The sequence below is a fragment of the Pseudoalteromonas sp. SWXJ133 genome (assembly GCF_015864365.1).
In the GTDB taxonomy this organism is placed as follows: domain Bacteria; phylum Pseudomonadota; class Gammaproteobacteria; order Enterobacterales; family Alteromonadaceae; genus Pseudoalteromonas; species Pseudoalteromonas arctica.
The window spans coordinates 193,828-220,677 of record NZ_JADYXJ010000001.1 but is presented as its reverse complement, the minus strand read 5'-3'; the positions used below and the strand labels follow the sequence as shown (position 1 = coordinate 220,677).

General features: G+C 39.1%; 14 protein-coding genes. 11 read left to right on the top strand and 3 right to left on the bottom strand.

Annotation, left to right across the window (positions count from 1 at the left end; translation table 11 throughout):
• The first annotated feature begins 97 nt into the window (after window positions 1-97).
• Together I6F40_RS00840 and sohB are read left to right on the top strand one after the other, a co-directional pair.
• A complete protein-coding gene (locus tag I6F40_RS00840) occupies window positions 98-2,554 on the top strand; it encodes a VolA/Pla-1 family phospholipase (protein ID WP_197192369.1) in 2,457 nt (818 codons plus the stop codon).
• A 100-nt stretch (window positions 2,555-2,654) separates the two neighbouring features.
• Entirely contained in the window at window positions 2,655-3,671 is a 1,017-nt protein-coding gene (gene sohB / locus I6F40_RS00835) for a protease SohB (protein ID WP_166376247.1), read from the top strand.
• Between the two features lie 96 nt (window positions 3,672-3,767).
• Here the strand turns inward: sohB and I6F40_RS00830 are convergent, their stop codons facing one another.
• Complete coding sequence (locus I6F40_RS00830) at window positions 3,768-5,102, bottom strand: dicarboxylate/amino acid:cation symporter (protein ID WP_166376248.1); 1,335 nt, start codon at window positions 5,100-5,102, stop codon at window positions 3,768-3,770.
• A 193-nt stretch (window positions 5,103-5,295) separates the two neighbouring features.
• On the opposite strand from I6F40_RS00830, the gene I6F40_RS00825 reads away from it, so the two are divergent.
• The gene (locus I6F40_RS00825; RefSeq protein ID WP_197192368.1) at window positions 5,296-8,007 is read left to right on the top strand and encodes a hypothetical protein; all 2,712 of its coding nucleotides are present in this window, start codon (window positions 5,296-5,298) and stop codon (window positions 8,005-8,007) included.
• A gap of 252 nt (window positions 8,008-8,259) precedes the next feature.
• Window positions 8,260-10,968, top strand: a complete 2,709-nt coding sequence (topA, locus tag I6F40_RS00820) for a type I DNA topoisomerase (RefSeq protein WP_197192367.1) — start codon at window positions 8,260-8,262, stop codon at window positions 10,966-10,968.
• A 317-nt stretch (window positions 10,969-11,285) separates the two neighbouring features.
• On the opposite strand, the gene I6F40_RS00815 is transcribed toward topA, so the two are convergent.
• Entirely contained in the window at window positions 11,286-11,528 is a 243-nt protein-coding gene (locus tag I6F40_RS00815) for a hypothetical protein (protein WP_007582596.1), read from the bottom strand.
• Between the two features lie 240 nt (window positions 11,529-11,768).
• Here I6F40_RS00815 and I6F40_RS00810 point away from each other — a divergent pair, with 240 nt between their 5' ends.
• Window positions 11,769-12,314 (top strand): TIGR00645 family protein, encoded by a 546-nt coding sequence (locus tag I6F40_RS00810; RefSeq protein ID WP_007582598.1) that lies wholly within the window; start codon window positions 11,769-11,771, stop codon window positions 12,312-12,314.
• A gap of 93 nt (window positions 12,315-12,407) precedes the next feature.
• On the opposite strand, the gene I6F40_RS00805 is transcribed toward I6F40_RS00810, so the two are convergent.
• The gene (locus tag I6F40_RS00805) at window positions 12,408-14,030 is read right to left on the bottom strand and encodes an alpha-glucosidase (RefSeq protein ID WP_197192366.1); all 1,623 of its coding nucleotides are present in this window, start codon (window positions 14,028-14,030) and stop codon (window positions 12,408-12,410) included.
• Window positions 14,031-14,692: 662 nt separating this feature from the next.
• Between I6F40_RS00805 and I6F40_RS00800 the strand changes: the two genes are divergently transcribed.
• From I6F40_RS00800 to I6F40_RS00775, 6 genes are all read left to right on the top strand, one after another.
• On the top strand, window positions 14,693-17,476 hold the full coding sequence (locus I6F40_RS00800; protein ID WP_197192365.1) for a TonB-dependent receptor: 2,784 nt from the start codon (window positions 14,693-14,695) through the stop codon (window positions 17,474-17,476).
• A gap of 132 nt (window positions 17,477-17,608) precedes the next feature.
• A complete protein-coding gene (locus tag I6F40_RS00795; protein ID WP_165740484.1) occupies window positions 17,609-19,099 on the top strand; it encodes a tryptophan halogenase family protein in 1,491 nt (496 codons plus the stop codon).
• A gap of 2 nt (window positions 19,100-19,101) precedes the next feature.
• The gene (locus tag I6F40_RS00790; protein WP_197192364.1) at window positions 19,102-20,952 is read left to right on the top strand and encodes a glycoside hydrolase family 13 protein; all 1,851 of its coding nucleotides are present in this window, start codon (window positions 19,102-19,104) and stop codon (window positions 20,950-20,952) included.
• A gap of 90 nt (window positions 20,953-21,042) precedes the next feature.
• The gene (locus tag I6F40_RS00785) at window positions 21,043-22,902 is read left to right on the top strand and encodes an alpha-amylase family glycosyl hydrolase (RefSeq protein ID WP_165740480.1); all 1,860 of its coding nucleotides are present in this window, start codon (window positions 21,043-21,045) and stop codon (window positions 22,900-22,902) included.
• Window positions 22,895-24,400, top strand: a complete 1,506-nt coding sequence (locus I6F40_RS00780; RefSeq protein WP_197192363.1) for an MFS transporter — start codon at window positions 22,895-22,897, stop codon at window positions 24,398-24,400. The genes I6F40_RS00785 and I6F40_RS00780 overlap by 8 nt, the downstream gene beginning before the upstream one ends.
• Before the next feature lie 10 nt (window positions 24,401-24,410).
• Window positions 24,411-26,819, top strand: a complete 2,409-nt coding sequence (locus tag I6F40_RS00775) for a glucan 1,4-alpha-glucosidase (RefSeq protein ID WP_197192362.1) — start codon at window positions 24,411-24,413, stop codon at window positions 26,817-26,819.
• The last annotated feature ends 31 nt before the right edge of the window (window positions 26,820-26,850 follow it).

Below are 26,850 nucleotides of genomic sequence, written 5' to 3'. Positions count from 1 at the left end.
CTGGTCTAATGTCTCATTAATAACCTGATTACATTGTTTTAACTTAATACACTGATTAAACACACTATAAAAATAAAATACGTGCGGAGCCAACAATATGAAAAAAATGCTACTTTCACTCTCAGTTACAGCTGCTTTAGCAGGTTGTGGCGGTGGAGAAACGTTAACAGATGTCAAAAATGACACAGCACCAGTTGTCCCAACAGCAACAGTTACATTTGATCCTGCAGCAGGTATCTTATCGGTACCTAACGATTTACTACTCAGTGGTACTTTAGACGGGACTCTAAATCTGCCAGATGAAACAGATGATAATAATATTTTTGTTTCTCGCGCGGCTTATGCAAACCCTCAACTTGCACTAGGTGCGCTTGACGGTTGGTCTTCGCAGGTTCCTTATAAAATTGATTTAACATTTCCACCAAATGTTAGTTTAGATGAAGCGTCTGCGGGGACCCCTGGTACAGTAAGGATTTTTGAAGTTGTAATGGGTGCGAGTTTAACCGACGCAGAATGTTCTGTAGTCGCTGCTGGAACAGCTTGTAAACTGGTTGGCGAGCTTACTTTTGGCGTTGACTTTGTAACTCAGGCCTCAGGTGATGGCGTTGCAATTATTCCTTTAAAACCATTTACGGCCGGTAGCTCATACATCAATGTATTAACTACAGGGCTTAAAGATTCTTTAGGTCGTTCTATTGAGCCTTCATCTACTTATGCCTCTGTGAGTGAAGAAGCGCCATTAATTACAGATGCTCAACTTGGTTTACAAGGTGCTGTAAATAGCTACGAAAATGTAGTGGTTAGTTCAGGTGACATTTCAAAAGACGATATTATTTTTTCTAGCGCAATGACTATTCAGTCTGCAGGGCCAGTGCTTGGTACCATTAAACAATTATTAGCTGGTAGTTTGAGAAACCCTGCAACCATACCAAAAATAACTATCACAGAGTCTGAAGAAACGGTTAAAGATTTTTTAGATTTTCCAGATATAGCTACTTTTGCACCATTTGATGCTGTTGAATACATTAAAGGTGAAATTACTTTACCAATGTATCTAGGCACACCAACAGGTACAGATATAAGTGCTTTGAATGACACATACTGGAAAGCAATGTGTTCAAGCCCTGTTGCAGTATTAAATCAGTTAGCCGCGGATCAAAAATTACGAGATGAGGGTAAAGAAGAAGATATTGATGCAACTATGTTTGACGAAGGGCCTTATGAAGACGTTTGTCAGCAAATAAATACCCGTCTACATGACTATCCAAAAATAGATATTACTCGGCATTTAACTAAATATAACCCAGTTCCACTAGCTCAAAGCAATGAGACTATACCTGTACAAATTACAAAGCCAATTTTAGCTGATATAAATATTTATCGTTCAGTTTATGGTTTACCTGAGCTTGAAAGTATCCCAGAAGGTGGTTGGCCTGTTGTTATTATGCAACACGGCATTACAACACAAAAAGAAAGTATGCTCGCTTTAACGGCGCAGCTTTCAATTCAGGGCTTTGCTACAGTTGCAATAGACCATCCTCGCCATGGTGAGCGTGGAATAGATGCTGATGATGATGGAACAGACGATTTTAATGCTACAACGGGCTCTGTGCTTAGTTACATGAACTTAAGTTCATTACTTGTTGCACGTGATAGCTTACGTCAATCGGCTGCTGATTTATTAGGCCTTCGTTTAGGCTTAAACTTTATTAACGATACAACTATTAATAGTAAAGACGTTACCTACATTGGGCATTCGTTAGGTTCTATTGTTGCTCCAGCATTTATTGCTCAAGCTAATACGCCAATGGCAGAAACGCTTGATCCGCTATTTAATGTAAACACGGTAGCTCTTGCAAGTGGTGGTGGCGGTATAGCAAGCTTCTTACTTGAATCTGCTGCGTTTGGTCCATTTATTCAAGGTTCAGTACTTTCACAAGCGGGTACGACAGAAGCTGATGAATTTACTGCATACTTACAAGGAGATGCAGTTTCTAACTGTGGCTCATTAATACCAGACATGGAAGCTTACTTGACATGTGGTTACAACGAATATATTGCATCACTTACCACTGCGGGTGAAACGACTAAACTTACTAACATTCAAGGTGTATTTACACAGTTTGCTTTTGCGGCGCAAACAGCTCTAGATAGTGGCGACCCAACGAACTACGCAGCCACTGTGAAAGCATTAGGTACTCCTGTTTATACTAATGTTGTTGTGGGTGATGGTGTTGATAACAAGCCTGACCAAGTGATACCACCAATGGCAGCTAACAATCCTATTTCTGGCACAATTCCATTAGCTAACTTGATGGGTCTTGAAACAGTAAGCTCTTCGCAAGCCTTGAGTGAAGCACCGGCAAGCTATTTAGTTAAATTCACTAAAGGGCATCATGGTTCTATATTAACACCAGCTCAAGATGCTGCACAGGCTGCAACTGTTGAAGGCAGTGCTGCCGCTAATGCAGAAATGCAGTTGCAAGTAGCTGTTTATTTAGCTTCTCGTGGACGGATGTTATTAGTTTTCAACCCTGAGGTTGTGACTGATTAATAACCAGTAAAATAATTAACCTTTAAAAGCCACTGAAAAGTGGCTTTTTTTTGCTTTAAAGCATGCTAAATTAGCTGAAATTTATAAATGGAGAAACCAGTTGGAATTTTTATACGAATACGGTTTGTTTTTTGCTAAAACAGTTACTTTTGTTATCGCTATAGCAGTTATTTTAATGCTAATAGTTGGCGCTGCAGTTAAGCCAAAGGCCAAAAAAGGTGAAATACAAATTGACGATATATCAGAGCAGCTAGTTGAACTTAAAGAAAGCTTCTTACAAAATACGCTGGGTAAAAAAGAGCTTAAAGCGCATCAAAAACAACTTAAATCAAAGAGTAAAAAAGCAGATAAAGATGAGCCTAAACCTCGTTTATATGTAATTGACTTTGTGGGTAGTATGGACGCTCACGAAGTAGAAAGCTTACGAGAAGAAATAACGGCTATTATCTCTATTGCCGATCCAAGTAAAGACAAAGTACTTATTCGTTTAGAAAGTGGTGGCGGTGTTGTACATGGCTACGGACTTGCTGCATCTCAGTTACAGCGTATTAAAAGTGCGGGTATTCCTCTGAGTGTTGCAATTGATAAAGTGGCAGCAAGTGGTGGTTACATGATGGCGTGTGTCGCGGACGAGATACTTGCAGCGCCTTTTGCAATAGTTGGATCTATTGGTGTGATAGCTCAAATACCTAACTTTAATAAAATATTAAAGAAAAATGATGTTGAATTTGAGCAAATAACAGCAGGTGAATTTAAACGCACACTTACTTTATTTGGTGAAAACACAGATAAGGCCCGTGAAAAATTTCGTGAAGAAATTGAACAAACACATGATTTATTTAAAACGTTTGTAAGCACTCAACGCCCAAGGTTAGATATAAACTTAGTTGCGACAGGTGAGCATTGGTTTGCAACTCAAGCGATTGATAAAGGCTTGGTAGATGTTATAAAAACAAGTGATGATGCATTGCTAGAGCAGCAACATGAGCGCCAAATTTATAAGATTAAATACAAAGTTAAAAAAGGGTTGAGCGATAAGCTAGCTCTTGGCTTGAGTAGTGGTGTAAATAAAGTGGGAATAAACTTACTTTCTAAGTTTAAGTCGTTAAATCCTTAGATTAGAATCTTTTTTAGGATTCAGTTTAATTATTTTGACTCGAAAAAAAACCTTGATGGATTGCATCAAGGTTTTTTATAGCTGTATAAATGTAGCTTATGAGTCAATAGATTTATGATAATCTTCTAAGTCTTTAGCTGCATTAGGGTCGTTAAAGATGCTCTCATCAAGCTCCCCTTCAGATTTAGCTACAACACAGGTAACCATACAATCCCCGGTTACATTAACTGCTGTACGTGTCATATCAAGTAATCTATCTACACCGATAATGATTGCAATCCCTTCTACAGGTAAGCCAACTTGGTTAAGTACCATTGCCAGCATTATTAAACCAACACCAGGTACGCCTGCTGTACCTACAGAGGCAAGTGTTGCCGTTAATATAACCATAAGGTAATCAGAAATTGTTAAATCGACACTAAACACTTGTGCAATGAACACGGTAGCCACACCTTGCATAATAGCGGTGCCATCCATGTTAATGGTAGCACCCAGTGGGATAGTAAATGAGGCAACAGAGTTATTAGCGCCTAACTTTTTAGTGGCAGTTTCAAGTGTAATAGGCATAGTTGCGCTTGAGCTTGAAGTACTAAATGCAAATAAGCATGTGTGCTTCATTTTTGCTAAGAAAATAAGTGGGTTTAAGCCTGTAAGCACTTTTAGTAATAAGGTGTAATTTACAAGCGCATGTAATAACAGCGCCAATACGACCACGCCAAAATACTTCGCTAAGCTCACAATTAAGTTAAGCTCAATTGTGGTAAACAGTTTTGCCATTAAAAAGAACACGCCATAAGGGGCAATATTCATTAAAAGCGTAACTAGTTTTAAAATCACTGTGTTTAAATCTTCAAATACAGCAGCAACGCGTTTTCCCGCTTTACCACTTAATGCCATTGCTACACCAAATAAAAGTGCAAACACGATAACTTGAAGCATATTGCCTTTGGCCATTGCTTCAAAAGGATTCGTAGGAAACATATCTATAATTACACGAGCAAGAGTCGGTGCTTCTTTCGCATCGTATGTTGCATTAGATGGTAAACTTATACCTTCACCGGGGCTAAATAATAAGGCAAGCGTAATTGCTACTGTTATTGCAATAGCCGTAGTTAATAAATATAAACCAATAGATTTACCACCTAGGCGGCCTAGTTTTTTAGGGTCACTTAAGCTACAGGTACCACAAACAAGCGATACAAAAACAAGAGGAACAACTAACATTTTCAAGCTTGCAATGAATATTTGACCACCTACATGGAAAATACCATCCACAAAAAAGGCTTTAATTGGCAAAGAGAATAACCCAAGTGGTATTAGATAATCGTCTTCACCAGCTAATATAGCCTGAAATATAAAACCTACTGTAACCCCAAGCGCCATACCAATCATGATGCGAGTGGTCAAACTCATTGAACGGATTTTTGACATATTTCCTGATCTACATTTTATAAATTTGCCATAGACTACCAGCAAGGAAATATTTACTACAGAAAAAGTTAGTATTTATTTAAAAATATTTTGCATAAAAAAGTAATAAAAAACTATGATTTTAGACTAAGTTATAGGTTAATATTAAGTAATAATTAATACTACATATAATAACAACGCTAGGGAGAGGTTCATGCCTTTAATGCGACTACTCAGCATCTTATTGCTCAGTTTTTTACTTACAGCCTGTGGTGGCGGTGGGTCACTTGAAAAAGATGGCGAGACATTAAGTGATGATACAGGGAATACTGGTGGAGACACTATTATACAAGCAGCGAATATCGAAATTTCCTTTGAAGATCGTCCTGTCACTGCAGATTCACCATTAGAAATCACAGCGACAGTTGTAGGTACTGATGGGCAGCCAATACAACGTCAAGAAGTGAGTTTTACAACTACATTAGGCTCATTTATACCCGCAACAGGTAGTGCTCTAACTGACACTAGCGGGGTTGCAACTATTGAGCTAGCAGCTGGAAGTGTTGAAGGTGCAGGTACCGTTATAGCAACGTATGAAGAGACTAGCAGTAAACTCGGTTTTTATACTACCGGAGATGAAGCTCCATCGGATGATTCTAGCGCTAAAATTGACATTAAAATTTTACAAAACTGCCCCGATAATTGGCTTAGCATTGACCGTGACTCGATTGAGCTTAACTCCTCTGATTGTTCAGAAAATAGTAACCTTGTAGCTCAGCAAGCTATTATCTATGCAAAAATTACTAAAGCAGGGACGAATACCCCAGCAAGTAATGTGCTAGTTAGCGCTACGACGACATTAGGTGTTTTATTGCCAGAGAGCTTAACTGCAAAAACGGATGCGTTTGGTATTGCAGTTTTAAATCTATTACCTGGAAGTAGCTCTGGTGTAGGTCAGGTTGAATTGACATCACAAAGTAGCATCGCCTCTGCTTTATTTGAGATTAATGCTGTTCAAGTCAGTGTCGATTTAAGCTCGGGTATTGATTCGTCTGATATATTATCAGCGGGTTCTACTACAGTAATTACTGCGAAAATTGTAGATAGTAATAATAATTTATTTACGACACCCCTTGAAGTACAGTTTACGTCTGCATGTGCTCAAGAATCAACGCCTAGAGCAACTATTGATAGTGTTGTAAGCAGCATTGGAGGCATAGCCAGCACAACATATAAGGCTGATGGGTGTAATGGTGTTGATACAATCACGGCCACAGTGGTTACTGGTGGCAATGTTGCAACACAAACAATTAATATTAATGTAGCAGCAGCTCAAACGGGTTCTATTGCTCTTATGGGTTCGACCAATCAAGTTTTAGCTATTAAAGGAGCTGGGGGACAAACCCTCACTGAAAATTCAGAGTTAACCTTTAAACTTTTGGATATTAATGGAAATCCTGTAGGTCAAAAGCAAATAGATTTTGCACTTTCACAAAACCCCGGTGGTGCTTTATTGGGTAGCGTATTTCAATTTACCAACAACGAAGGTTTAGTAACTGTAAATGTGCGCTCAGGAAGAGCCGCCGGGGTTTTATCTGTTATTGCTTCTCATCAAGTAGTAAGTACAGATAACTCTCAAAACAGTGTTATTTCAATCGTTTCAAACGATATTACTATTACTACAGGGGTACCAGATCAAGACAGTTTCACTCTTGCAGTGCAATCGTTTAATACTGAGTCATTAAATGAAGCGGGAGTAACTACCGATTTAACCGTATTTGCCGCAGATCACTTTAATAATTTCGTACCTGATAATACGGCAATTTATATTGCCAGTGAAGGTGGGGCAGTAGGTACTATTGATGGGCAGCAGTTTTCACCTTTATTACTGTGCCGTACGATTGATGGTGTATGTAGTGCACAGTGGCGTAGCCAAAACCCTATTCCTTATCATTATAGTATTTACCAGAACTCTGTAGTAGAAAAGTGTGATCGACATTTTGGAAAAGCAGCACCTTGTTCTTTAGGCATCAGGGAGTCGCAATTAGATGCAAGTGGTAATTTAATCACTTATCTTGACAGTAGTGGTAATCCTATAGCGTTTAGTGATGCACCAGCACTTGCACCGATTGATTACCCTCTTGGAGGACGAGTAAGTTTGTTGGCTTATTCTGTGGGTGAGGAGTCATTCAATGATGTATCAGCAAATGGCGAATTTAATCAAAATGAGTTTGACTCTACATTACAAGACTTACCGGAAGCATTTATAGACTTTAATGAAAATGGCGTATTTGATGGTAATTCTTCGGCACCAGTTAACCCTATTGACTCCAATGGTGGTGAAAATGAATGGTATATTGAGCGTTCTGGCGCACTAGATAATGGACAATACGATTTAGGTGATGGTATTTATAATGGTTTACTGTGTAGTGATGAAGCACTTACAGCTAATGCTTGTACAAGAGAAACCATAAATGTACGTGCTCGTTCAGAGTTAGTTATGTCTGGTAGTACCCCCTATATTAGAGCTGTAACATCCTTAAATGATTGTACCTTAAATAGTGGAATTAGTTTAGAAGCCTCTGATATGGCTGGTATGTGTGATATTAACCTGATCGATATTAGTAATTCGACGCCTTACAGTGCAATTTCGGTTACCATTTTCTTTAGTGATATCCATAACAACCCATTACCTGAGGGTACTACTGTTAAAGTAACATCTGATAATGCTGTGTTGAAGGGATTGACTGACTACACTGTAGCTAACACCGCGCAAAAAACTCCTAATTCAGTCACTGTCAATATTACTAAAGAAACAGCTCCAGATGAAGTTGATTCTGGCTTTTTATATATCGAGTTTGAAACACCAGGCGGGGTCAAAACTCAATATACTGTGATGTCGATTTTGGATGAGCCAAAGCCTTAGAGCAAATAAAGTATTTAAAATGCCAACCTTTGGGTTGGCATTTTTGTTTCTGTTCTATATATTCCACATCAATTAATCTAAAAACACCAGTTTGTTTAATTTAACGACAAAAATTGTTCGTTTATTCAGTAAATACTGAAAAGTTTGTATTAAAAGCTTGTAACAACTAGTGTTTGTAGATATACCTATAAATATTCGCGCCGCTTATGTCGGCAAAACACATTTTTAATATTTGGTTAGAAATAGGCAACTATGGGCAAATCGCTAGTAATTGTAGAGTCTCCTGCTAAGGCTAAAACAATTAATAAATATTTAGGTAATGACTTCATCGTAAAGTCCAGTATTGGGCATGTACGAGATTTACCTACTTCAGGTTCGAGCAAAGCTAAAGTGCCGGCAACTAAAACGCCAGCAGAAGTTCGTAAAATGGAACCTGAAGAGAAAGCAGCGTATAAAAAGCAACGAGATTATACAAACTTAGTCGCGCGTATGGGTATAGACCCAAACCAAGGCTGGGATCCGCATTACGAAATACTGCCTGGTAAAGAAAAAGTTGTTCAAGAATTACAAAAGCTGGCTGAAAATGCAGACCAAATATATCTCGCAACGGATTTGGATAGAGAAGGGGAAGCAATTGCTTGGCACCTTCAAGAAATCATTGGTGGTGATCCTGCTAAATATAAGCGCGTAGTTTTTAACGAAATTACTAAAAACGCAATACAGCAAGCGTTTGAAACACCTGGCGAGCTTAATACTGATATGGTTTATGCTCAGCAAACACGTCGCTTTTTAGACCGTGTTGTTGGCTTTATGGTATCACCTTTATTGTGGGCTAAAGTGGCCCGTGGACTTTCTGCAGGACGAGTTCAGTCTGTTGCGGTACGTTTATTAGTAGAGCGTGAGCGTGAAATTAAGGCGTTTATCCCTGAAGAATTTTGGGATATTCACGCTGACGTTAAAAATACTGAGTCTGAGTTACGCTTAGAAGTAGCCAAACAAGCAGGAAAGCCATTTAAGCCTGTAAATGAAGCTCAGGCTAGCGCAGCGGTTAAAAGCCTTGAGAATGCAGAATATAAAGTAATTAGCGTTGAAGAAAAACCAAGCAAAAGTCGTCCAAGTGCGCCATTAATTACTTCAACCATGCAACAAGCGGCAAGTACGCGTTTAGGTTATGGCGTTAAAAAGACCATGATGCTTGCTCAGCGTTTGTATGAAGGCGGTTATATTACGTATATGCGTACCGATTCAACTAATCTTTCAAAAGATGCGGTTGAAATGTGTCGTGAGTACGTAACGAACGAGTTTGGTGCTAAATATTTACCAAAAGATCCAATTAGCTACAGCTCTAAAGGTAATGCACAAGAAGCGCATGAGGCAATACGTCCTTCAAGCGTTACCGTGCTATCTGGGCATGTTGAAGGTGTAGATGCTGATGCTAAAAAACTGTACGAGCTAATTTGGCGTCAGTTTGTAGCGTGCCAAATGGTACCTGCCGAATACGATTTAACAACGCTTACAGTTGAAGCTAACGACTTCCAACTTAAAGCAAAAGGCCGTGTGCTACGCTTTGATGGTTGGACTAAAGTACAGCCTGCAATACGTAAGAAAAACGAAGAAGATCAATCATTACCGGCTGTTAAAGAAGGTGAAGTCCTTACTTTAATCGAACTTGATCCTAAGCAGCACTTTACTAAACCGCCAGCGCGCTTTAGTGAAGCAAGTTTAGTAAAAGAGCTTGAAAAACGCGGTATTGGTCGTCCATCTACTTATGCGTCAATTATATCAACGATTCAAGATCGTGGTTATGTACGTGTAGAAAATCGCCGTTTCTTTGCTGAAAAAATGGGTGAGATTGTTACCGATCGTTTGGTTGAAAACTTCACAGATTTAATGAATTTTGATTTTACAGCAAAAATGGAAGGCCGTTTAGATGACATCGCTGAAGGCGAGCGAGTATGGACTGAAGTTCTTGATAAATTTTATGCTGATTTTTCAACGCAATTAACTGTCGCTAAAGATGAGCCAGAAAATGGCGGCATGCGTCTCAACGAGATGGTTGAAACGGATATTGAATGTCCTACGTGTAGCCGAAAAATGGGTATACGCACAGCATCAACTGGTGTTTTCTTAGGGTGTACTGGTTACAGCCTTCCGCCAAAAGAGCGCTGCACTACAACAATGAACTTGGTGTCGGGTGATGAAGCAGTTGCAGCTGATGTAGAAGATGTAGAAACTGAAAAGTTAATGCAGATGAAACGTTGTCCTATTTGTGAAACTGCAATGGATTCATACCTAATCGACGAAACCCGTAAATTACATGTGTGTGGTAATAACCCCGCATGTAAAGGGCATATTGTTGAAGAAGGCACCTTTAAAATTAAAGGCTATGACGGACCAATTATCGAATGTGATAAATGTGGCTCTGACATGGAACTTAAATCGGGTCGTTTTGGTAAGTATTTTGGCTGTAATAATGACGAGTGTAAAAACACACGTAAACTACTTAAAAGTGGCGAAGCTGCTCCACCAAAAGAAGATCCTGTTCACATTACTGAATTAGAGTGTGAAAAGTCAGATGCGTATTTCGTATTACGTGATGGCGCCGCTGGTATATTTTTAGCTGCAAATACTTTTCCTAAGTCTCGTGAAACACGTGCACCTAAGGTAGAAGAGTTAAAACGCTTTAGAGACCGTATCTCGCCTAAGTTTTATTACTTAGCAGATGCACCTGCTAAAGATCCTGATGGTAATCTTGCTGTTGTACGCTACAGCCGTAAAAATAAAGCTCAGTATGTTATGACTGAAGTTGACGGTAAAGCTACTGGCTGGACTGCTCATTATGAAGCAGGTAAATGGACAGAAGAAGCGAAGAAAAAGGCAGCACCTAAAAAGAAAGCTGCTGCAAAAAAGGCACCAGCTAAAGCAAAGCCTAAAGCGAAAGCTAAAAAAGAAGATGAATAAGCACGTTATCGCTTATTCATAACTTTTTATAGGTTTTAAAAAACCATAAAAAAACCGGAACGCACAGCTTGTGTCTATTCCGGTTTTTTTGTGCCTAGTTAAATGTTTTCGCAACGGCTTTATTAGCAGTACATTCAACTAAGCGTATTGGAGATACCAATTTTATTAAAAACATGGTCATTATATTGCACTAAATAACCCACTCACTGCGTTAAAAAACATTCATATAAAACAACTATATGTCATGCTATTTCACTTGCTATTGAGCTATTTTCTTAGCGCTATAATAGATCACTAATTTAATGCAATTGGTATGATTAAATCTTAACAGAAGATACTTTTTTATACCCTTCAGATTCAAGCTCATCATTTACGCATTTTAATACGTAGGCATTTAGCTCTTCATTGCTTACGTCATCATCTTTAGCCCAGTTAACACACATTTCTGTGTATTCTTTTACCATTTCGGCTGAAGCTGTTGGCGCATCGTCTGCTACCGCGTAAGTCGCAGATACTGCAAATAGTGGAGCTACGATTAATGCTAGCAATGCTTTTTTCATTCGTTTATTCCTAAAAAAATGGTGTGATGACTGATTTACCCAGTTTAAGATTAGGTTTAAACCAGTAGTGCCCAATCCAGAACAACTCTGTTGGTATACTGATTTTTAAACGAAAACGAAATAAAAGATAACGAAATTTTTTTATCGTGAGGATGAGTAATTTACTTGTCAGGATTTCGCAGCATTGTGTTGCAGTGGTTTATAAGCTAAGGTCGCTTTTTTTAATTAAAAGATAAACCAATGTCATCACACACCCCTAATAAAAAACCACGCCAAGCTAATAAAGTAGAGCATGCATTAGAATCTTTTATTTTTAAAGGGCGTTGGCTACTAGCCCCATTTTTTGTGGGTTTACTATTTGCAGTTGTACTGTTGTTAATAAAGTTTTTTAAGCAGCTTTATTTAATGGGTATTGCGACATTTACAGCAACCAATCAAGAGTTACTTGTCGGTATTCTAACTTTAGTTGATACGGCATTATTAGCGGGGTTATTGCTGATCATTACATTTAGTGGTTACGAGAACTTTGTTTCTAAGCTTAATATTGATAATCACGAAGACAGACCATCTTGGATGGGAAAAGTTGGTTTTTCAGGTCTAAAGATGAAATTAATAAGTGCGATAGTCGCTATTTCGGCTGTTGAGTTATTAAAAGTATTTATAAACTCAGGCGCATATCCAAGTGATGAGCTACTTTGGAAAGTGACTATTCATGTCACGTTTGTAATGTCAGGCGTTTTATTTGCTTTAACTGACTACTTAAACAGTAAAACCCAAAGTCATTAGAAAAATTAAACGCATAAAAGAGCCCAAGTAATTTACTTGGGCTTTTTTATGTTTAGAGCTTAGCTGTAATATTAAGTGTAATTATTGATGTCATTAACACTTTGCATAAAAGCAAGCGAAAGGCTCAAGTGTTAGTGTGTTTTGGCTTAATTTTGCGCTGTGGTGGCTAAGCTCATTGTATTCTTTAACGATTGATGTTGGCATACCAATACTTGTTTGTTGAGAGCTTAGATTAAATATGCACAGCATTTTTTGCGGTCCAAGCGTTCTATAAAAAGCAAGCACAGGCTCAGACGTTTCAATAAATTCAATATCACCCTCTAGTAAAACAGTTTGGCTTTTGCGCCACGCCATAAATTCACGGTAGGCGTTTAAAATTGAGTTGCTATCATTAGTTTGTATCGCAACTGATTGCTGTTTGTGTGCATCATCAACGGGTAGCCAAGGTTTTACATCACTAAAACCCGCATGAGATGAATCAGCTTGCTCCCAAGGCATTGGCGTTCTACAGCCATCACGCCCTTTAAAGTTAGGCCAAAATGTAATGCCGTATGGGTCTTGTAAGTCTTCAAAGGCAACACTTGCTTCACCTAAACCAAGCTCTTCACCTTGGTACATACACACACTGCCACGAAGGGAGGCAAGTAGGGCGGTTAGCATTTTACATTGTTGAGGGTTTATTTCGCCATTTTCGCTCCAGCGACTTGCTACGCGCTCTACATCATGGTTGCTAAATGCCCAACACGGCCAACCCTCAGTCATACGTTGTTCAAGAGTTTGAACCGTAGTTCTAATATATTCACTTGAATAATCATTTGTTAAGAGCTCAAAGCTATATCCCATGTGCAGCTTATCGCCACCTTGGGTGTATTGCGCCATTGTCGCCAATGAATCCTCTGATGAGATTTCGCCAAGCGATACAGTACCTGGGTATTTATTAAGTAATGTGCGAATGTCTTGCATAAACTCAATATTTTCTGGCTGAGTGTTGTTGTAGTAATGATACTGAAATGCGTATGGGTTATCTTCACTAAAGCCACGACCCTGGCGCTTATCTTTTGGTTTAGCTGGGTTATCGCGAAGTTGTGCATCGTGATAGCAAAAATTAATAGCATCTAATCTAAAGCCATCAACGCCTTTTTTAAGCCAAAACTCTACGTTATCAAGTACAGCTTGTCTTACGTCAGGATTATGAAAGTTTAAATCAGGTTGTTCGGTTAAAAAGTTATGCAAATAATATTGCCCACGGCGAGGTTCCCACTGCCACGCGCCACCACCAAAAATAGACAGCCAATTATTAGGTGCTGTGCCGTCATCTTTAGCTTCAGCCCAAACATACCAATCCGCTTTATCGTTATTTTGATTTTCGCGGCTATCTGTAAACCATTGGTGTTGATCTGATGTATGGCTTAGTACTTGGTCAATTATAATTTTAATGTTGCGATCATGGGCTTGGCTAATAAGTTCATCAAAATCGTTTAAATCACCAAAAAGCGGGTCAATGTCACGGTAGTCACTAATATCGTAGCCAAAGTCTTTCATCGGCGATTTGAAAAAAGGTGAAATCCAAATTGCATCAACGGCTAAGCTTTTAATGTAATCAATACGATTAATAATCCCTTTTAAGTCACCAATACCATCGTTGTTGCTATCTTGAAAGCTACGCGGATAAACTTGATAAATAACCGCACCTTTATACCACTGCTTTTTGGTCATGCTTTTCTCCGTCATTCCACACAGTATTTAGACTATTCTTTATTGTGATTACGATTAATCACGTTATTTACAAAAAGCATACGTGAAGCCTTTAATTCTGTAAAAAGTCTGCATACGTATGCACTAAAAATAATGCAATAAAATTATTTAAAATAAGCGCTTAGCGCATCTTTAGCGGTGTTCGTTTTGTGTGTTTAATGTTTACCAATTATGTTATTCATTCATTTTTTAGTTAAATTTAACCTAACAGTTTGTACTATAAAGGAAATATACCCTTGGTTTTACTAGAAATGGTCTGACCAATTTAACACTTAGTAAATGTGCAATTATTTAAACGTTATATAACAGTGCCAATTAATTTCATCTTGTTTACATTCAAGTGGGAAGGCTATTAGTTTTCTACAAAATAGATTTAATCTGTCATGCTCTTTCAGTGTTTTTTGTTTTGTTTATTTTTAATAGAATCATATGGTTAAAATTATATGTGTGTAATGTATGTTAATATTAGGCTACTTTGAAATTGTTGAATACGTATGCATAAAGTTGTTAATAAAATAAATCTGGCGTTAATATTCATCCTGACAACAAAATTAGCTCGCCTTGTTTAACTATCACTTAAACATTGAACGCGGGTATCACAATATGGGTAACGGGAAAACATTATGTCTATGTTCAAACCAAGTATATTAACTTTGGCATTAACAGCTGCAGGCTTATCTAGCTTTGCTACACAGGCTGCTCAAGAAGATACAATAAAAAAAGATGATGTAGAAGTTATCGAAGTTAAAGGCTTTCGTGGCAGTGTGATTGAGTCTATTAACACAAAACGTTTTTCTACACAGGTTGTAGAGTCTATATCGGCTGAAGATATTGGCAAATTGCCAGATTCTTCAATTGCTGAATCGATTGCGCGCTTACCAGGTTTAACCGCCCAGCGCTTAGATGGCCGAGCAAGTCGTGTCTCTATCCGTGGTTTTGGCGAGAATGAAAGTGGCACAACGTTTAACGGTCGTGAGCAGGTATCGATTGGTGATAACCGTGGTGTAGAGTTTGACCTTTATCCATCAGAAATAATGAGCGGTGTAACTGTTTATAAAACGCCAAATGCAAGTATTGATGCTGAAGGTATTGCCGGTGTTATTAATATGCAAACCGTGCGCCCTTTAAGTAAAGGCGAGCGTGTTGTGCAAGTAAATGGGCAGTATGAGCAAACCAGCTTTGGTAAATTAAATCCAGACGGTAATGATGACGGCTATCGAGGCACTATCTCATACATCGATCAGTTTGCTGACGATACAATTGGTGTTGCATTTGCTTTAAATACAATGAGTTCACCAAATCAAGAAAAACGTTGGAATTCATGGGGCTACCCAGAATTCACCGGAAATGGTAACGATTATTCAATTTTAGGCGGCGCTAAACCATTTGTACGTTCATCTACGCTTGAGCGCGATTCTGCAATGCTAGTACTTGAAGCAGCCCCTACTGACAAATTAAACATGACGTTTGATGCGTTATATGTAGATTTTACAGATGAAAAAATTCTACGCGGTATTGAAGTTCCATTTGCATGGGGACAAGGTAGTATTGATGCAAATAGTGTTGTAGTTGATGAAGCATCTGGCTTTATAACTAGTGCAGTAACACAAGGCCAACGTGTAGTAGTTCGAAACGATTATGAAGAACGCGAAGCTGAACTTACAGCTTTTGGTTTTAATACTAAATATGATATTGACGATTCGTGGTCAGTAGAGTTTGATGCAAGTTATTCACAAGTAGACCGTAAAATCTGGAGTGTTGAGAGTTACTCAGGTACAGGGCGTGGTGATGCTCGCGGTGTTGCAGATAACTTAGGTTATACATTTAATGGTGGAAACACCGGTGCAAGTTTTACTCATGACTTAGATTATAGCGATTATGGTTTAATACAGTTAGGTGGCCCGCTATCGTGGGGTGCAAGCTCTGCACTTAACGATAAATATGGTTTAACTGGTACTGAGTATGAAAACCAAGCGCAAGATGGTTTTATTAATGCACCGACCATTGAAGATGAGCTATCAACATTAAAAATAGCGGCTTCAAAGGTATTAGAAAACGAGTACATAAGCTCTATTGAATTTGGTATGTCTTACAAAGAACGTGAGAAAACAAAAGATTCAGAAGGTTACTTTATGACGTTATCTAGCTTTTCGCTTGATAACCCAGGCATGCTTAATGTGCCAGAACAGTACCGTAACGGAAGTGTTGATTTAGGCTTTATAGGCATGGGCGATATGATTGCTTATGACGTAAATGGCTTAGTTAACGACGGTTATTACGACTTACTGGCAGAGAGCTTAACAAATACAAGTCATGCGACTAAATCGTGGACTGTAAAAGAAGAAATTACTTCTGCATTTGTTCAAGCAAATATTAATGCTGAAGTAAGCGGCCTTGCATTAACGGGTAACGTGGGCGTGCGTTATGTACAAACTGATCAATCATCACAAGGTAATGCATTTAGTACTGTTGATGGTGTGGTTGTTACATCACCTACAAACATAAGTCATGATTACTCGCACGTATTACCTAGCTTAAACCTGTCACTTGCGATTGATGAGCAACAAACGATACGTTTTGGTGCTGCTAAAACAATTTCTCGTGCACGCTTAGATGAAATGAATTCATCAGTTAATGCTTCATATAATCAAACACCTGATGAAAATGGTAACTATTGGTCTGTATCGGGTGGTAACCCAAATTTAGAACCTAAAGAAGCAACCGGCTACGATTTTACTTACGAGAATTACTTTAGCGATGAAGGTTACTTCTCTGCTGCGTTTTTCTATAAAGATTTAACTCAGTGGATTTTTGACGGCACGTACGCAATTGATATGTCGGGCGTAGCTGACCCTTCAACAGGTGAAGTTCCTGCAACATCATCAGGTACAGGCAGCGGTAAAATAAATGGCGGCGGTGGCGATTTATATGGTTACGAGCTTTCACTAGCGTTACCATTTAAAATATTCCATCCATCTCTTGAAGGTTTTGGTTTAATTGCCAGCCATACTGGTATTGAGTCTGATATTGAAGATCAAAACGGTAACGATTACGAGCTACCAGGTCTTTCGGATAAAATTCAAAGCTTAACAGTTTACTACGAAATGCATGGTATACAATTACGTACCAGTATGCGCAAACGCAGTGCCTTTAAAGGTGATGTGTATGGTTTAGGTTTTAACACTGAACAAGTTGATATTTTAGGTGAAACTATTTGGGATGTTCAAGCAGGTTATGACTTCTCTGAGGCCGGTATTGAAAGCCTTGAAGGTTTATCTGTTCAGTTTCAAGTACAAAACTTAACTGAAGAACCGTTTACGTCACTTTCTGGCGATAATGCTCTACAAGTACGTGACTACCAAGATTACGGTCGTACTTACTTGTTAGGCTTTAGTTACAAGCTATAATAAAAGTTGTGTGTAGAAGCCCTTGTGATTTGTTTTACAAGGGCTTTTTTATAGCTAGTTTATCAAACACTGATTAATACCAATTCGCTTAATTAAGTTTATTGAGCGCTGTATTAAAGCGTGGGCAATAATATGAAACCAATAAAACATGTCGTAATTGCAGGCGGTGGTACCGCAGGTTGGATAACAGCAGCCTTGCTTAATAAAGTGTTAGGTAAAGTAATTAATATCACATTGATAGAATCATCGTCTATTGGGTCCGTGGGGGTTGGCGAAGCCACTATACCGCCGATTGTTCAACTTAATAACGCGCTGGGTATAAACGAGCAAGATTTTATTAATGCCACTAATGCTTCAATAAAATTAGGTATTGAGTTCGAAAATTGGAAAACGCCAGGGCATAGCTACATGCATGCGTTTGGCTCGTTTGGTAAAGACTTTCCTTTTTGTGATTTTTATAATTTTTGGTTAAAAGGCCAAGTTACGGGGTGCGAAGACGAACTATGGGATTTTTCACTCAATTACCAAGCGGCTAAACAGCATAAATTTGCCCCTTTAAATACCATTCCTAATACCCAACTACCTGGGCTGAGTTACGCATATCATTTTGATGCGACGCTTTACGCTGAATACTTAAAAAAGTTGGCTATATCGCGCGGTGTTAAACACATAGATGCAAAAATAAGCCATGTTGAACAATGCGATACAGGCAATGTTAAAAGCCTAGCACTTGATAACGACAGTCAAATTAGTGGGGATTTATTTATAGATTGCACCGGGCTGCGTGCACTATTAATTGAACAAACACTAAATACAGGTTTTATTGATTGGTCTCATTACTTACCATGCGATAGTGCAGTAGCCGTACAAACAAAAAGTACTCATGAGCTTAAGCCCTATACGCGATCTATTGCACATAGTGCTGGTTGGCAATGGCAAATACCACTGCAAAATCGTATTGGTAATGGCCTTGTTTATTGCAGTAGATACTTGTCAGATGATGATGCTAAGCAGTTACTGCTAAAAAGCTTACCCGCTGAGCCAATTACAGAGCCCCGTATTATAAAATTCAAAACAGGTCGGCGTTTAAAGCAATGGCATAAAAATGTGGTGTCGGTTGGCCTCTCAAGTGGTTTTTTAGAGCCGCTAGAGTCAACCAGTATTCATTTAATTCAAACTGCGGTTACGCGTTTAATTAAGCTATTTCCACACAACGGTATTAGCGATGCGTTAGTAACGGAGTTTAATAAACAAAGCGTTATTGAATTAGAGCACATACGTGATTTTATTATTTTGCATTATAAACTCACCGAGCGAGAAGACTCCTCATTTTGGCGCCAATGTAGGCAAATGGATATACCTAACTCCCTGAGCCAAAAAATGAATTTATTTAAGCAAACAGGCAAGGTAGTACGCGAAGACGACGAGCTATTTGCTGAGGTTGCTTGGCAGCAAGTAATGATAGGGCAAGGGCTTATCCCTGATGACTACAATAGTATTGTGGATTCGTTAAGTGATGAGCAACTGAGCGATTTATTTTCTACCTTAAAAACATTGATAAACTCAACAGTTGCGCAGCTACCAACTCATCAAGATTTTTTAGCCAGTATTAAAAAGGTTTAATAATGCGATTTTTAAACACACTTTTACTAGTAAGCGCATGTAGCTTACCAAGCTTTAGTTATGCACTTAATGTAGAGCCTGCCAATTGGTGGGTAGGCATGAATAAAAATAATATTACAGTACTCGTGCATGAGCAAAATATAGCTAACGAAGAATTTAAATTAGATAAGTATAAAGGGGTTGAACTTAATAACGTAACACGTACCGACAACCCTAATTATGCTTTCCTTCATTTAAATATTAGCGATAACGCCAAAGCAGGAACGCTCAAGTTTAACAGCACTAATACAGCGCATAGCTTTGAGTTTCCTTTATTTACTCGAGATAAAAATAGCGCGCAACGCCAAGGTTTCACAAGTGCAGATGCTTTATATTTAATTAACCCAGATCGCTTTGTAAATGGCGACTCCACAAATGACACCGTTAAAAGCATGCTAGAAGCTGCAAATCCAGGCTTTAAAGGCGGGCGACATGGAGGGGATATTCAAGGTGTTATTAACGCATTACCGTATTTAAATAATTTAGGCGTGACACAGCTTTGGCTAACGCCAGTACTTGAAAACAACATGCCAGATTATTCTTATCATGGTTACGCGATCACAGACTTTTATAACGTTGATCCACGTATGGGTTCAAACCAGTTGTACAAAACGTTATCTGTAAAAGCAAAAGAGCAAGGCATAGGCCTTGTTATGGATATGGTACTTAATCATTTTGGCTCTGAACACCCGTGGATGAAGGATAAACCAACTCAAGATTGGATTAACTTTAATGGCGAATTTAAAAATGGTAAAAATGCGACAAGCCATGCGCGCCAAACAATTCAAGACCCGCACGCTAGCAACTACGATAAACGCCAATTTAGCGATGGTTGGTTTGTTGCTAGCATGCCTGATTTAAATCAGCGCCAACCATTATTAAGTGAATATTTAATTCAAAATGCTATTTGGTGGATTGAATACGCGGATTTGAGTGGTATTCGTGTTGATACTTACTCTTACTCAGACAAAGCATTTTTAAGTGATTGGACAAAAGCCATTATGGACGAATACCCACACTTTAATATTGTTGGTGAGGAGTGGACTTCAAACCCTGCAATAGCGTCGTATTGGCAGCGCGGTAAAGTAAATCAAGATGGGTATGTGTCAAGCTTACCCAGTGTGATGGACTTTTCGTTGCAAGAGGCGGTAATTCGAGCTTTAAATGAAGATGAAAGTTGGAGCACAGGCTGGGTTAAAGTATATCAGTCATTAGCTAACGATTTTTTATACCCAGACACCAATAACATTATGGTGTTTGCTGATAACCACGATATGAGCCGTGTATATACGGAGCTTGGGCAAGACTTAGCTAAAACTAAAATGGCGATGACTTTGTTTTTAACAACGCGCGGCATTGCTCAAATATATTATGGAACCGAAATATTATTGGATAATACGCCGAGTAAAGATCATGGTGATATACGCATTGATTTTCCTGGTGGGTTCAAAAATCAAAACGCTAATGCGTTTACTGGAGTCGGGTTAAGTAAAGATCAGCGCGATATGCACGAAACTATAAGCACGCTACTTAACTTTAGAAAGCAAAGCCCGGCGCTTGCAAAGGGTAAGCTCGTTCATTTCAGTCCGAATAATGGTGTTTATAGTTATGCTCGCGTTAGTGATACGCAAACAGTATTAGTTTTTATGAATAAAAACAAAGTAAAACAAAAGCATAATCTTGATTACATGCAAGAAGCCATACCAAAAAATGCCAATGCGCAGGCATTATTCACACAACACACTTTTAAACTAACTAACAGTATTAACTTAGAGCCAATGGCTGCTACGGTATTAGTGATTAATACGCCGTGAATGTTTAAGTGAATACGTATGCAGCAACTGTATGCTTGCTGCAGTTATCTTTAGTATAAAGCTATAACACTACTGACAAAAAGACACACAATGAAAAAATCAGTTTATGTACCCGCATTACTGTGTAGCGCACTTATAACAAGTGCGTGCTCAGACAATAATGAAATCGAACAACAGCAAATGCCTAAACAGGCGCAAAATGAGTTAACAAAGCCTGTTGTATACCAAGTGTTTACACGTTTATTTGGTAACACACAAACCGCAAATGTACCTTGGGGTACAAAAGAGCAAAATGGTGTAGGCAAATTTGCTGACTTTAACGATGCTGCATTAGCTGGCATTAAAGAGCTAGGGACGACCCATGTTTGGTATACCGGTGTTTTGCACCATGCGTTAGTGGGCGACTATACACAGTACGGCATTAGCCAAGACGATCCGGATGTAGTAAAAGGCCGTGCAGGTTCACCTTATGCAATCAAAGATTACTACGACGTTAACCCCGATTTAGCCATAAATGTGACTAATAGGTTGGGTGAGTTTAGTGATCTGATTGAGCGCACTCATCAACATGGTATGAAAGTGGTTATTGATATTGTCCCTAACCATGTTGCGCGTGATTATAAATCAGTAGCAAAACCCAAAGGAGTAAAAGACTTTGGTGAGCAGGATGATAAAAGTAAAGAGTACGATAAAAATAACAACTTTTATTATGTACCTGGGCAGTCTTTTCAGGTTCCAGCGTCAGAAAGTTACCTCGTTTTAGGTGGTAATACGCATCCATTAGCTGATGGTTTTTTTGATGAAACGCCAGCAAAATGGACGGGGAATGGGGCGCGAGCACCAAAACCTGATATAAACGATTGGTATGAAACCGTAAAAGTTAACTATGGTGTAAAGCCAGATGGCAGCTATGACTTTCCTGCATTACCTAAAGAGCTAAAAAACCAAGATTATCGCGCTCATTACGCTTTTTGGCAAAATAAAGAGCTTCCTAATAGTTGGTATAAATTTAGAGATATCACTTTGTACTGGCTTGATAAAGGCGTTGATGGCTTTAGATACGATATGGCCGAAATGGTGCCAGTTGAATTTTGGAGTTTTTTAAACTCATCAATCAAAATGCAAAAACCGGATGCATTTTTATTGGCTGAAGTTTATAACCCGAAAATGTACAGAGCGTATATTCAGCAAGGAAAAATGGATTATTTGTATGACAAAGTCGGCTTTTACGACACATTAAAAGCCATTATGCAGGGTAAGCAAGCTGCTAATACGATTTTTGCAGCCCAAAGCCACGTTAACGATATTGAATCGCACATGTTGCACTTTTTAGAAAACCACGACGAACAACGCATTGCGAGCCCCGATTTTGCAGGTGATGCACGCTGGGGGAAACCAGCAATGGTAGTTTCTAGCTTAATTAGTCGCGCACCTACTTTATTATATTTTGCTCAAGATGTGGGGGAGGACGGATCTGAAAACGCAGGTTTTGGCACATCTACTCGCACCAGTATTTTTGACTACATTGGTGTACCAGCGCATCAAGCATGGATGAACAACGGCAAATTCGACGGCGCTAACTTGTCAAGCGAGCAAGCATCACTTCGTGATTATTATAAATCAATAATGGCTCTTAATAGTTTACCCGCTGTTGTAGGTGGAACCATGTCAGAGCTTTCACTTAGCAATAGCGAACGCGTTGTTGGTTTTGTACGCTCGCTGGGACAGCAATCTGTTTATGTTTTTAGTAATTTTAGTGAGGAGCCACAAACGGTATTAATTAATTTAACACCAGAGCAAGCTAATACCTTTGAGCGAAATAAACCGCTACACGACTTACTTGAACAAAACACGGTAAAGATCATCACTGACAAAGAAGTTACAAAGCTTATGCTTTCGCTAGATGCATTTAGTAGCGCAGTTTTAACTAATAAGGCTAATCATGAATAATCAAAATAATAATTATGACAGCAACAAACCAAATCTAAGTTTTTGGCAAATATGGAATATGTGCTTTGGCTTTTTGGGTATTCAATTTGGTTTTGCACTACAAAACGGCAATGTGAGCCGTATTTTTCAAACCCTAGGCGCACAAGTGGATGATATTCCTATTTTATGGGTTGCAGCACCGCTAACGGGCTTAATAGTGCAACCAATAATTGGTTATTGGAGTGATAAAACATGGGGGCATTTTGGTCGTCGTCGTCCGTTCTTTTTTATAGGGGCGGTACTTACTACTATTTCACTCTTTATTATGCCGCACTCGCCAACGCTTTGGATTGCTGCAGGTATGTTGTGGATTATGGATGCGTCAATCAACGTTACAATGGAACCTTTTAGAGCACTTGTAGGCGATAACCTGCCAGAAAAACAACGTGCAACAGGCTACGGCTTACAAAGCTTTTTTATTGGTATTGGTGCAGTATTAGCCTCAGCGCTACCATGGATGATGACCAATTGGTTTGATGTTAGTAATACCGCTGCTGCAGGGCAAATCCCTGAATCTGTTAAATATTCATTTTATTGGGGTGGGGTTGTATTACTTACTGCCGTTATTTGGACTGTAGCACGCACTAAAGAATATAGCCCTGAACAGCTTGCTGAGTTTGAAAACCAAAAAGTACAATCTGCTGCCGTACCTATTTTAAATATTAACTTTAATAAAGGCGCCGTTATTTTTGTGGTGCTAGGTTTGGCAACACTTGCTTTAGTTATGGGTTTAGACCTTGAAAAAGAACTGTATTTACTTGCTGGCGGTTTATTAGCGTTTGGTATTGTGCAGTGGATAGCGAGTGCTTTAAAAGGCGCTAATAAAACACAAGGCGGCTTTTATCAAGTAGTACAAGATGTATTTACTATGCCAGAGGCAATGAAGCAGCTAGCGTGGGTGCAGTTTTTTAGCTGGTTTACGTTATTTGCTATGTGGATATACACTACAGCCGCAGTAACAAGCTTTCATTATGGTAGCAGCGATGCAACCAGTAAAGCATTCAACGATGGGGCTGATTGGGTCGGTATTTTATTTGCCGCTTACAATGGTTTTGCGGCCATTGCTGCAATGTGTATTCCGTTTTTAGTTAAAAAAATGGGATTAAAAGGCGCACATTGCTTTAACTTACTACTAGGTGCATTAGGCCTAGCGAGCTTTATGTTTATAACAGATCCAAAAATGCTAATTATACCTATGATAGGTGTTGGCTTTGCATGGGCGTCTATTTTGTCGCTTCCTTACGCCATGTTAAGTAACGCACTACCGAGTAATAAAATGGGCGTTTATATGGGGATATTTAACTTCTTCATCGTCATTCCACAGTTATTAGCTGCCAGTATTTTAGGGCTTATTTTACGCCACGTATTTTCTAACCAGCCTATTTACGCATTATTAATTGGTGCCGCATCATTTGTTGTTGCTGCGATTGCTGTAATGCGCGTTAAAAATTCAAACTAAGGGTCACACAATGAAAAAATATAACCTTATTACCGCTTCTCTTTTAACTTTGGGTTTAACGGCCTGTGGCGTGAAAAATACTAATAATGAAAATATTGACGCTACAGTTTCAGCCGCTCCTGGCGCACCAGGTGCTGAACCATTTTGGGCTTACGCGGGTAAAACCGGAATTGGTACTTCTTTTGAGCAATACCAAAACGGCCAATATAATAACAACGCTGCGACAGGTGAAGTATCAAAAGTATGGTTTTCAATTGCCAAAGGTATGATCACCGAAACTATGTTTGGACTCATTCACCAAGCTCAAATTAAAGATATGCAGTTTGTAGTAACCGGTAAAGATTTTACAGTCACTGAAGCTGACGACTTAGACGTTACAATTGATTACTTACATAAAGACGATAAAGGCAGACCACTATCGCTTGCTTACAAAGTAACAAGTACAGATAAGAAAGGGCGTTTTACCCTCGAAAAACACATATTCACCGACCCTGACGGACAAACATTGTTTGTACGCAGTATTTTTAATACATCACTTAAAGGCGTGAAAGCGTATGTTGCTGTTAACCCTTATATAAACAACAACGGCTTAGGTGATTTTGCAAAAACCACTGAGCAAGGCTTAGTAGCATGGGAAGATGATAATTTTTTAACGTTGCAATCATCTACGCCATTCAAAATGCAAAGTGTAGGCTTTACAGGTGTGAGCGATGGCATCACCTCACTTAAAAAACAAAACACACTAAGCAAACAATATTCAAACACTGGCGATAAGGCCGGTAACGTCACTCTGCTGGCTGAGCTTGGTAATATCGATAGTAATACCACATTTGATTTAGCACTAAGCTTTGGTAAAACGCAGCAGCAAAGCCAGCAACAAGGTGCACAGAGCTTATCTAAAGGTTATCAAAATGTGCTTGATGCCTACAACGGTAAAGGTGAATCGCTAGGCTGGGAAGATTATTTACAAAGCCTTGAGCCATTAAATACAATGGTTAAGCAAACAGCCGATGACGGTAAGCTACTTTATACCAGTGCAATGGTACTAAAAGCGCAAGAAGACAAAACTAATGCGGGTGCGCTCATTGCCTCACTTTCTAATCCTTGGGGTGAAACTGTTTCAGCCAAAGAGGGTTCGACTGGTTACAAAGCGGTATGGGTTCGTGATTTTTATCAAGTAGCTATGGCATTTATGGCCTTAGGCGATACAGCGACTGCAAAAACGGCCTTCGAATACCTTGAAAAAGTACAAGTTACTAGCAAAACCCCCGGTAACAATGGTGATACAGGATGGTTTTTACAAAAAACACATGTTGACGGTGAACTTGAATGGGTAGGGGTACAGCTAGATCAAACGGCTATGCCGATTATGCTTGCGTGGAAGTTACATCAAGCAAACGTACTAAGTGATAACGAACTTAAAGATTGGTACGCACGCATGCTAAAACCGGCAGCTGACTTTTTAGTTGATGGCGGAAGAGCTAAAATTTTATGGAACGACATGCAAATCACTCCACCTGCTACACAGCAAGAGCGCTGGGAAGAGCAAAGTGGTTATTCTCCCTCTACAACGGCTGCCGTTGTTGCTGGCCTTATAACAGCCAGTGACATAGCAACACTCAGCGGTGATACTCAAAATGCAGATCGTTATTTAGCAACGGCTAAAAAGTACAACAATGATATAGAATCGCAAATGTTTACCACCGAAGGTAATTTAAAAGGTGATAGCACCGATGGCGAGTATTTTATTCGTATAGGTCAAGACACCGACGCTAACTCTAATACTAAAATTAACGCCAACAATGGCCGTGAAGGTTTTAACAAAAAGCAGATTTTAGATGGTGGTTTTTTAGAATTAGTCCGCTATGGAGTAAGAAGTGCCAACGATTCAAGTATAGTTAAAACCCTACCTGAGTATGACGACGAAACGCTTGAAGATAACTTACAAGTTAAATACAGCTTTAACTTTACCGATGGTAGCGGCACATTTGCAGGCTATCGCCGTTATGGCAACGACGGTTACGGCGAAGATGAAACCACAGGTACTAATTACGCCGAAAGCAGGAGCAACACGCCAGGCCAACGTGGTCGTGTATGGCCATTTTTTACAGGTGAACGCGGACACTATGAAATAGCGGACGCAAACGCAAATAATACGCTAGATGATGCAAAACAAGCGGACATTAAAAATAGTTACGTAAAAGGGCTAGAGCAATTTGCTAATAGCGGCATGATGCTACCTGAGCAAGTATGGGATGGCGTGGGTGTAAATAAAGCAGGTTATGCGTTAGGCGAGGGTACAAACTCAGCAACACCTCTAGCTTGGACACATGCAGAATACATTAAGCTTGTACGCTCACTCAGTGATAAACAAGTTTGGGATTATTACCCGGTGGTTGCCGAATCGCTTAAAGACTAATATATAATACCAATTCGCTTAATTAAGTGAG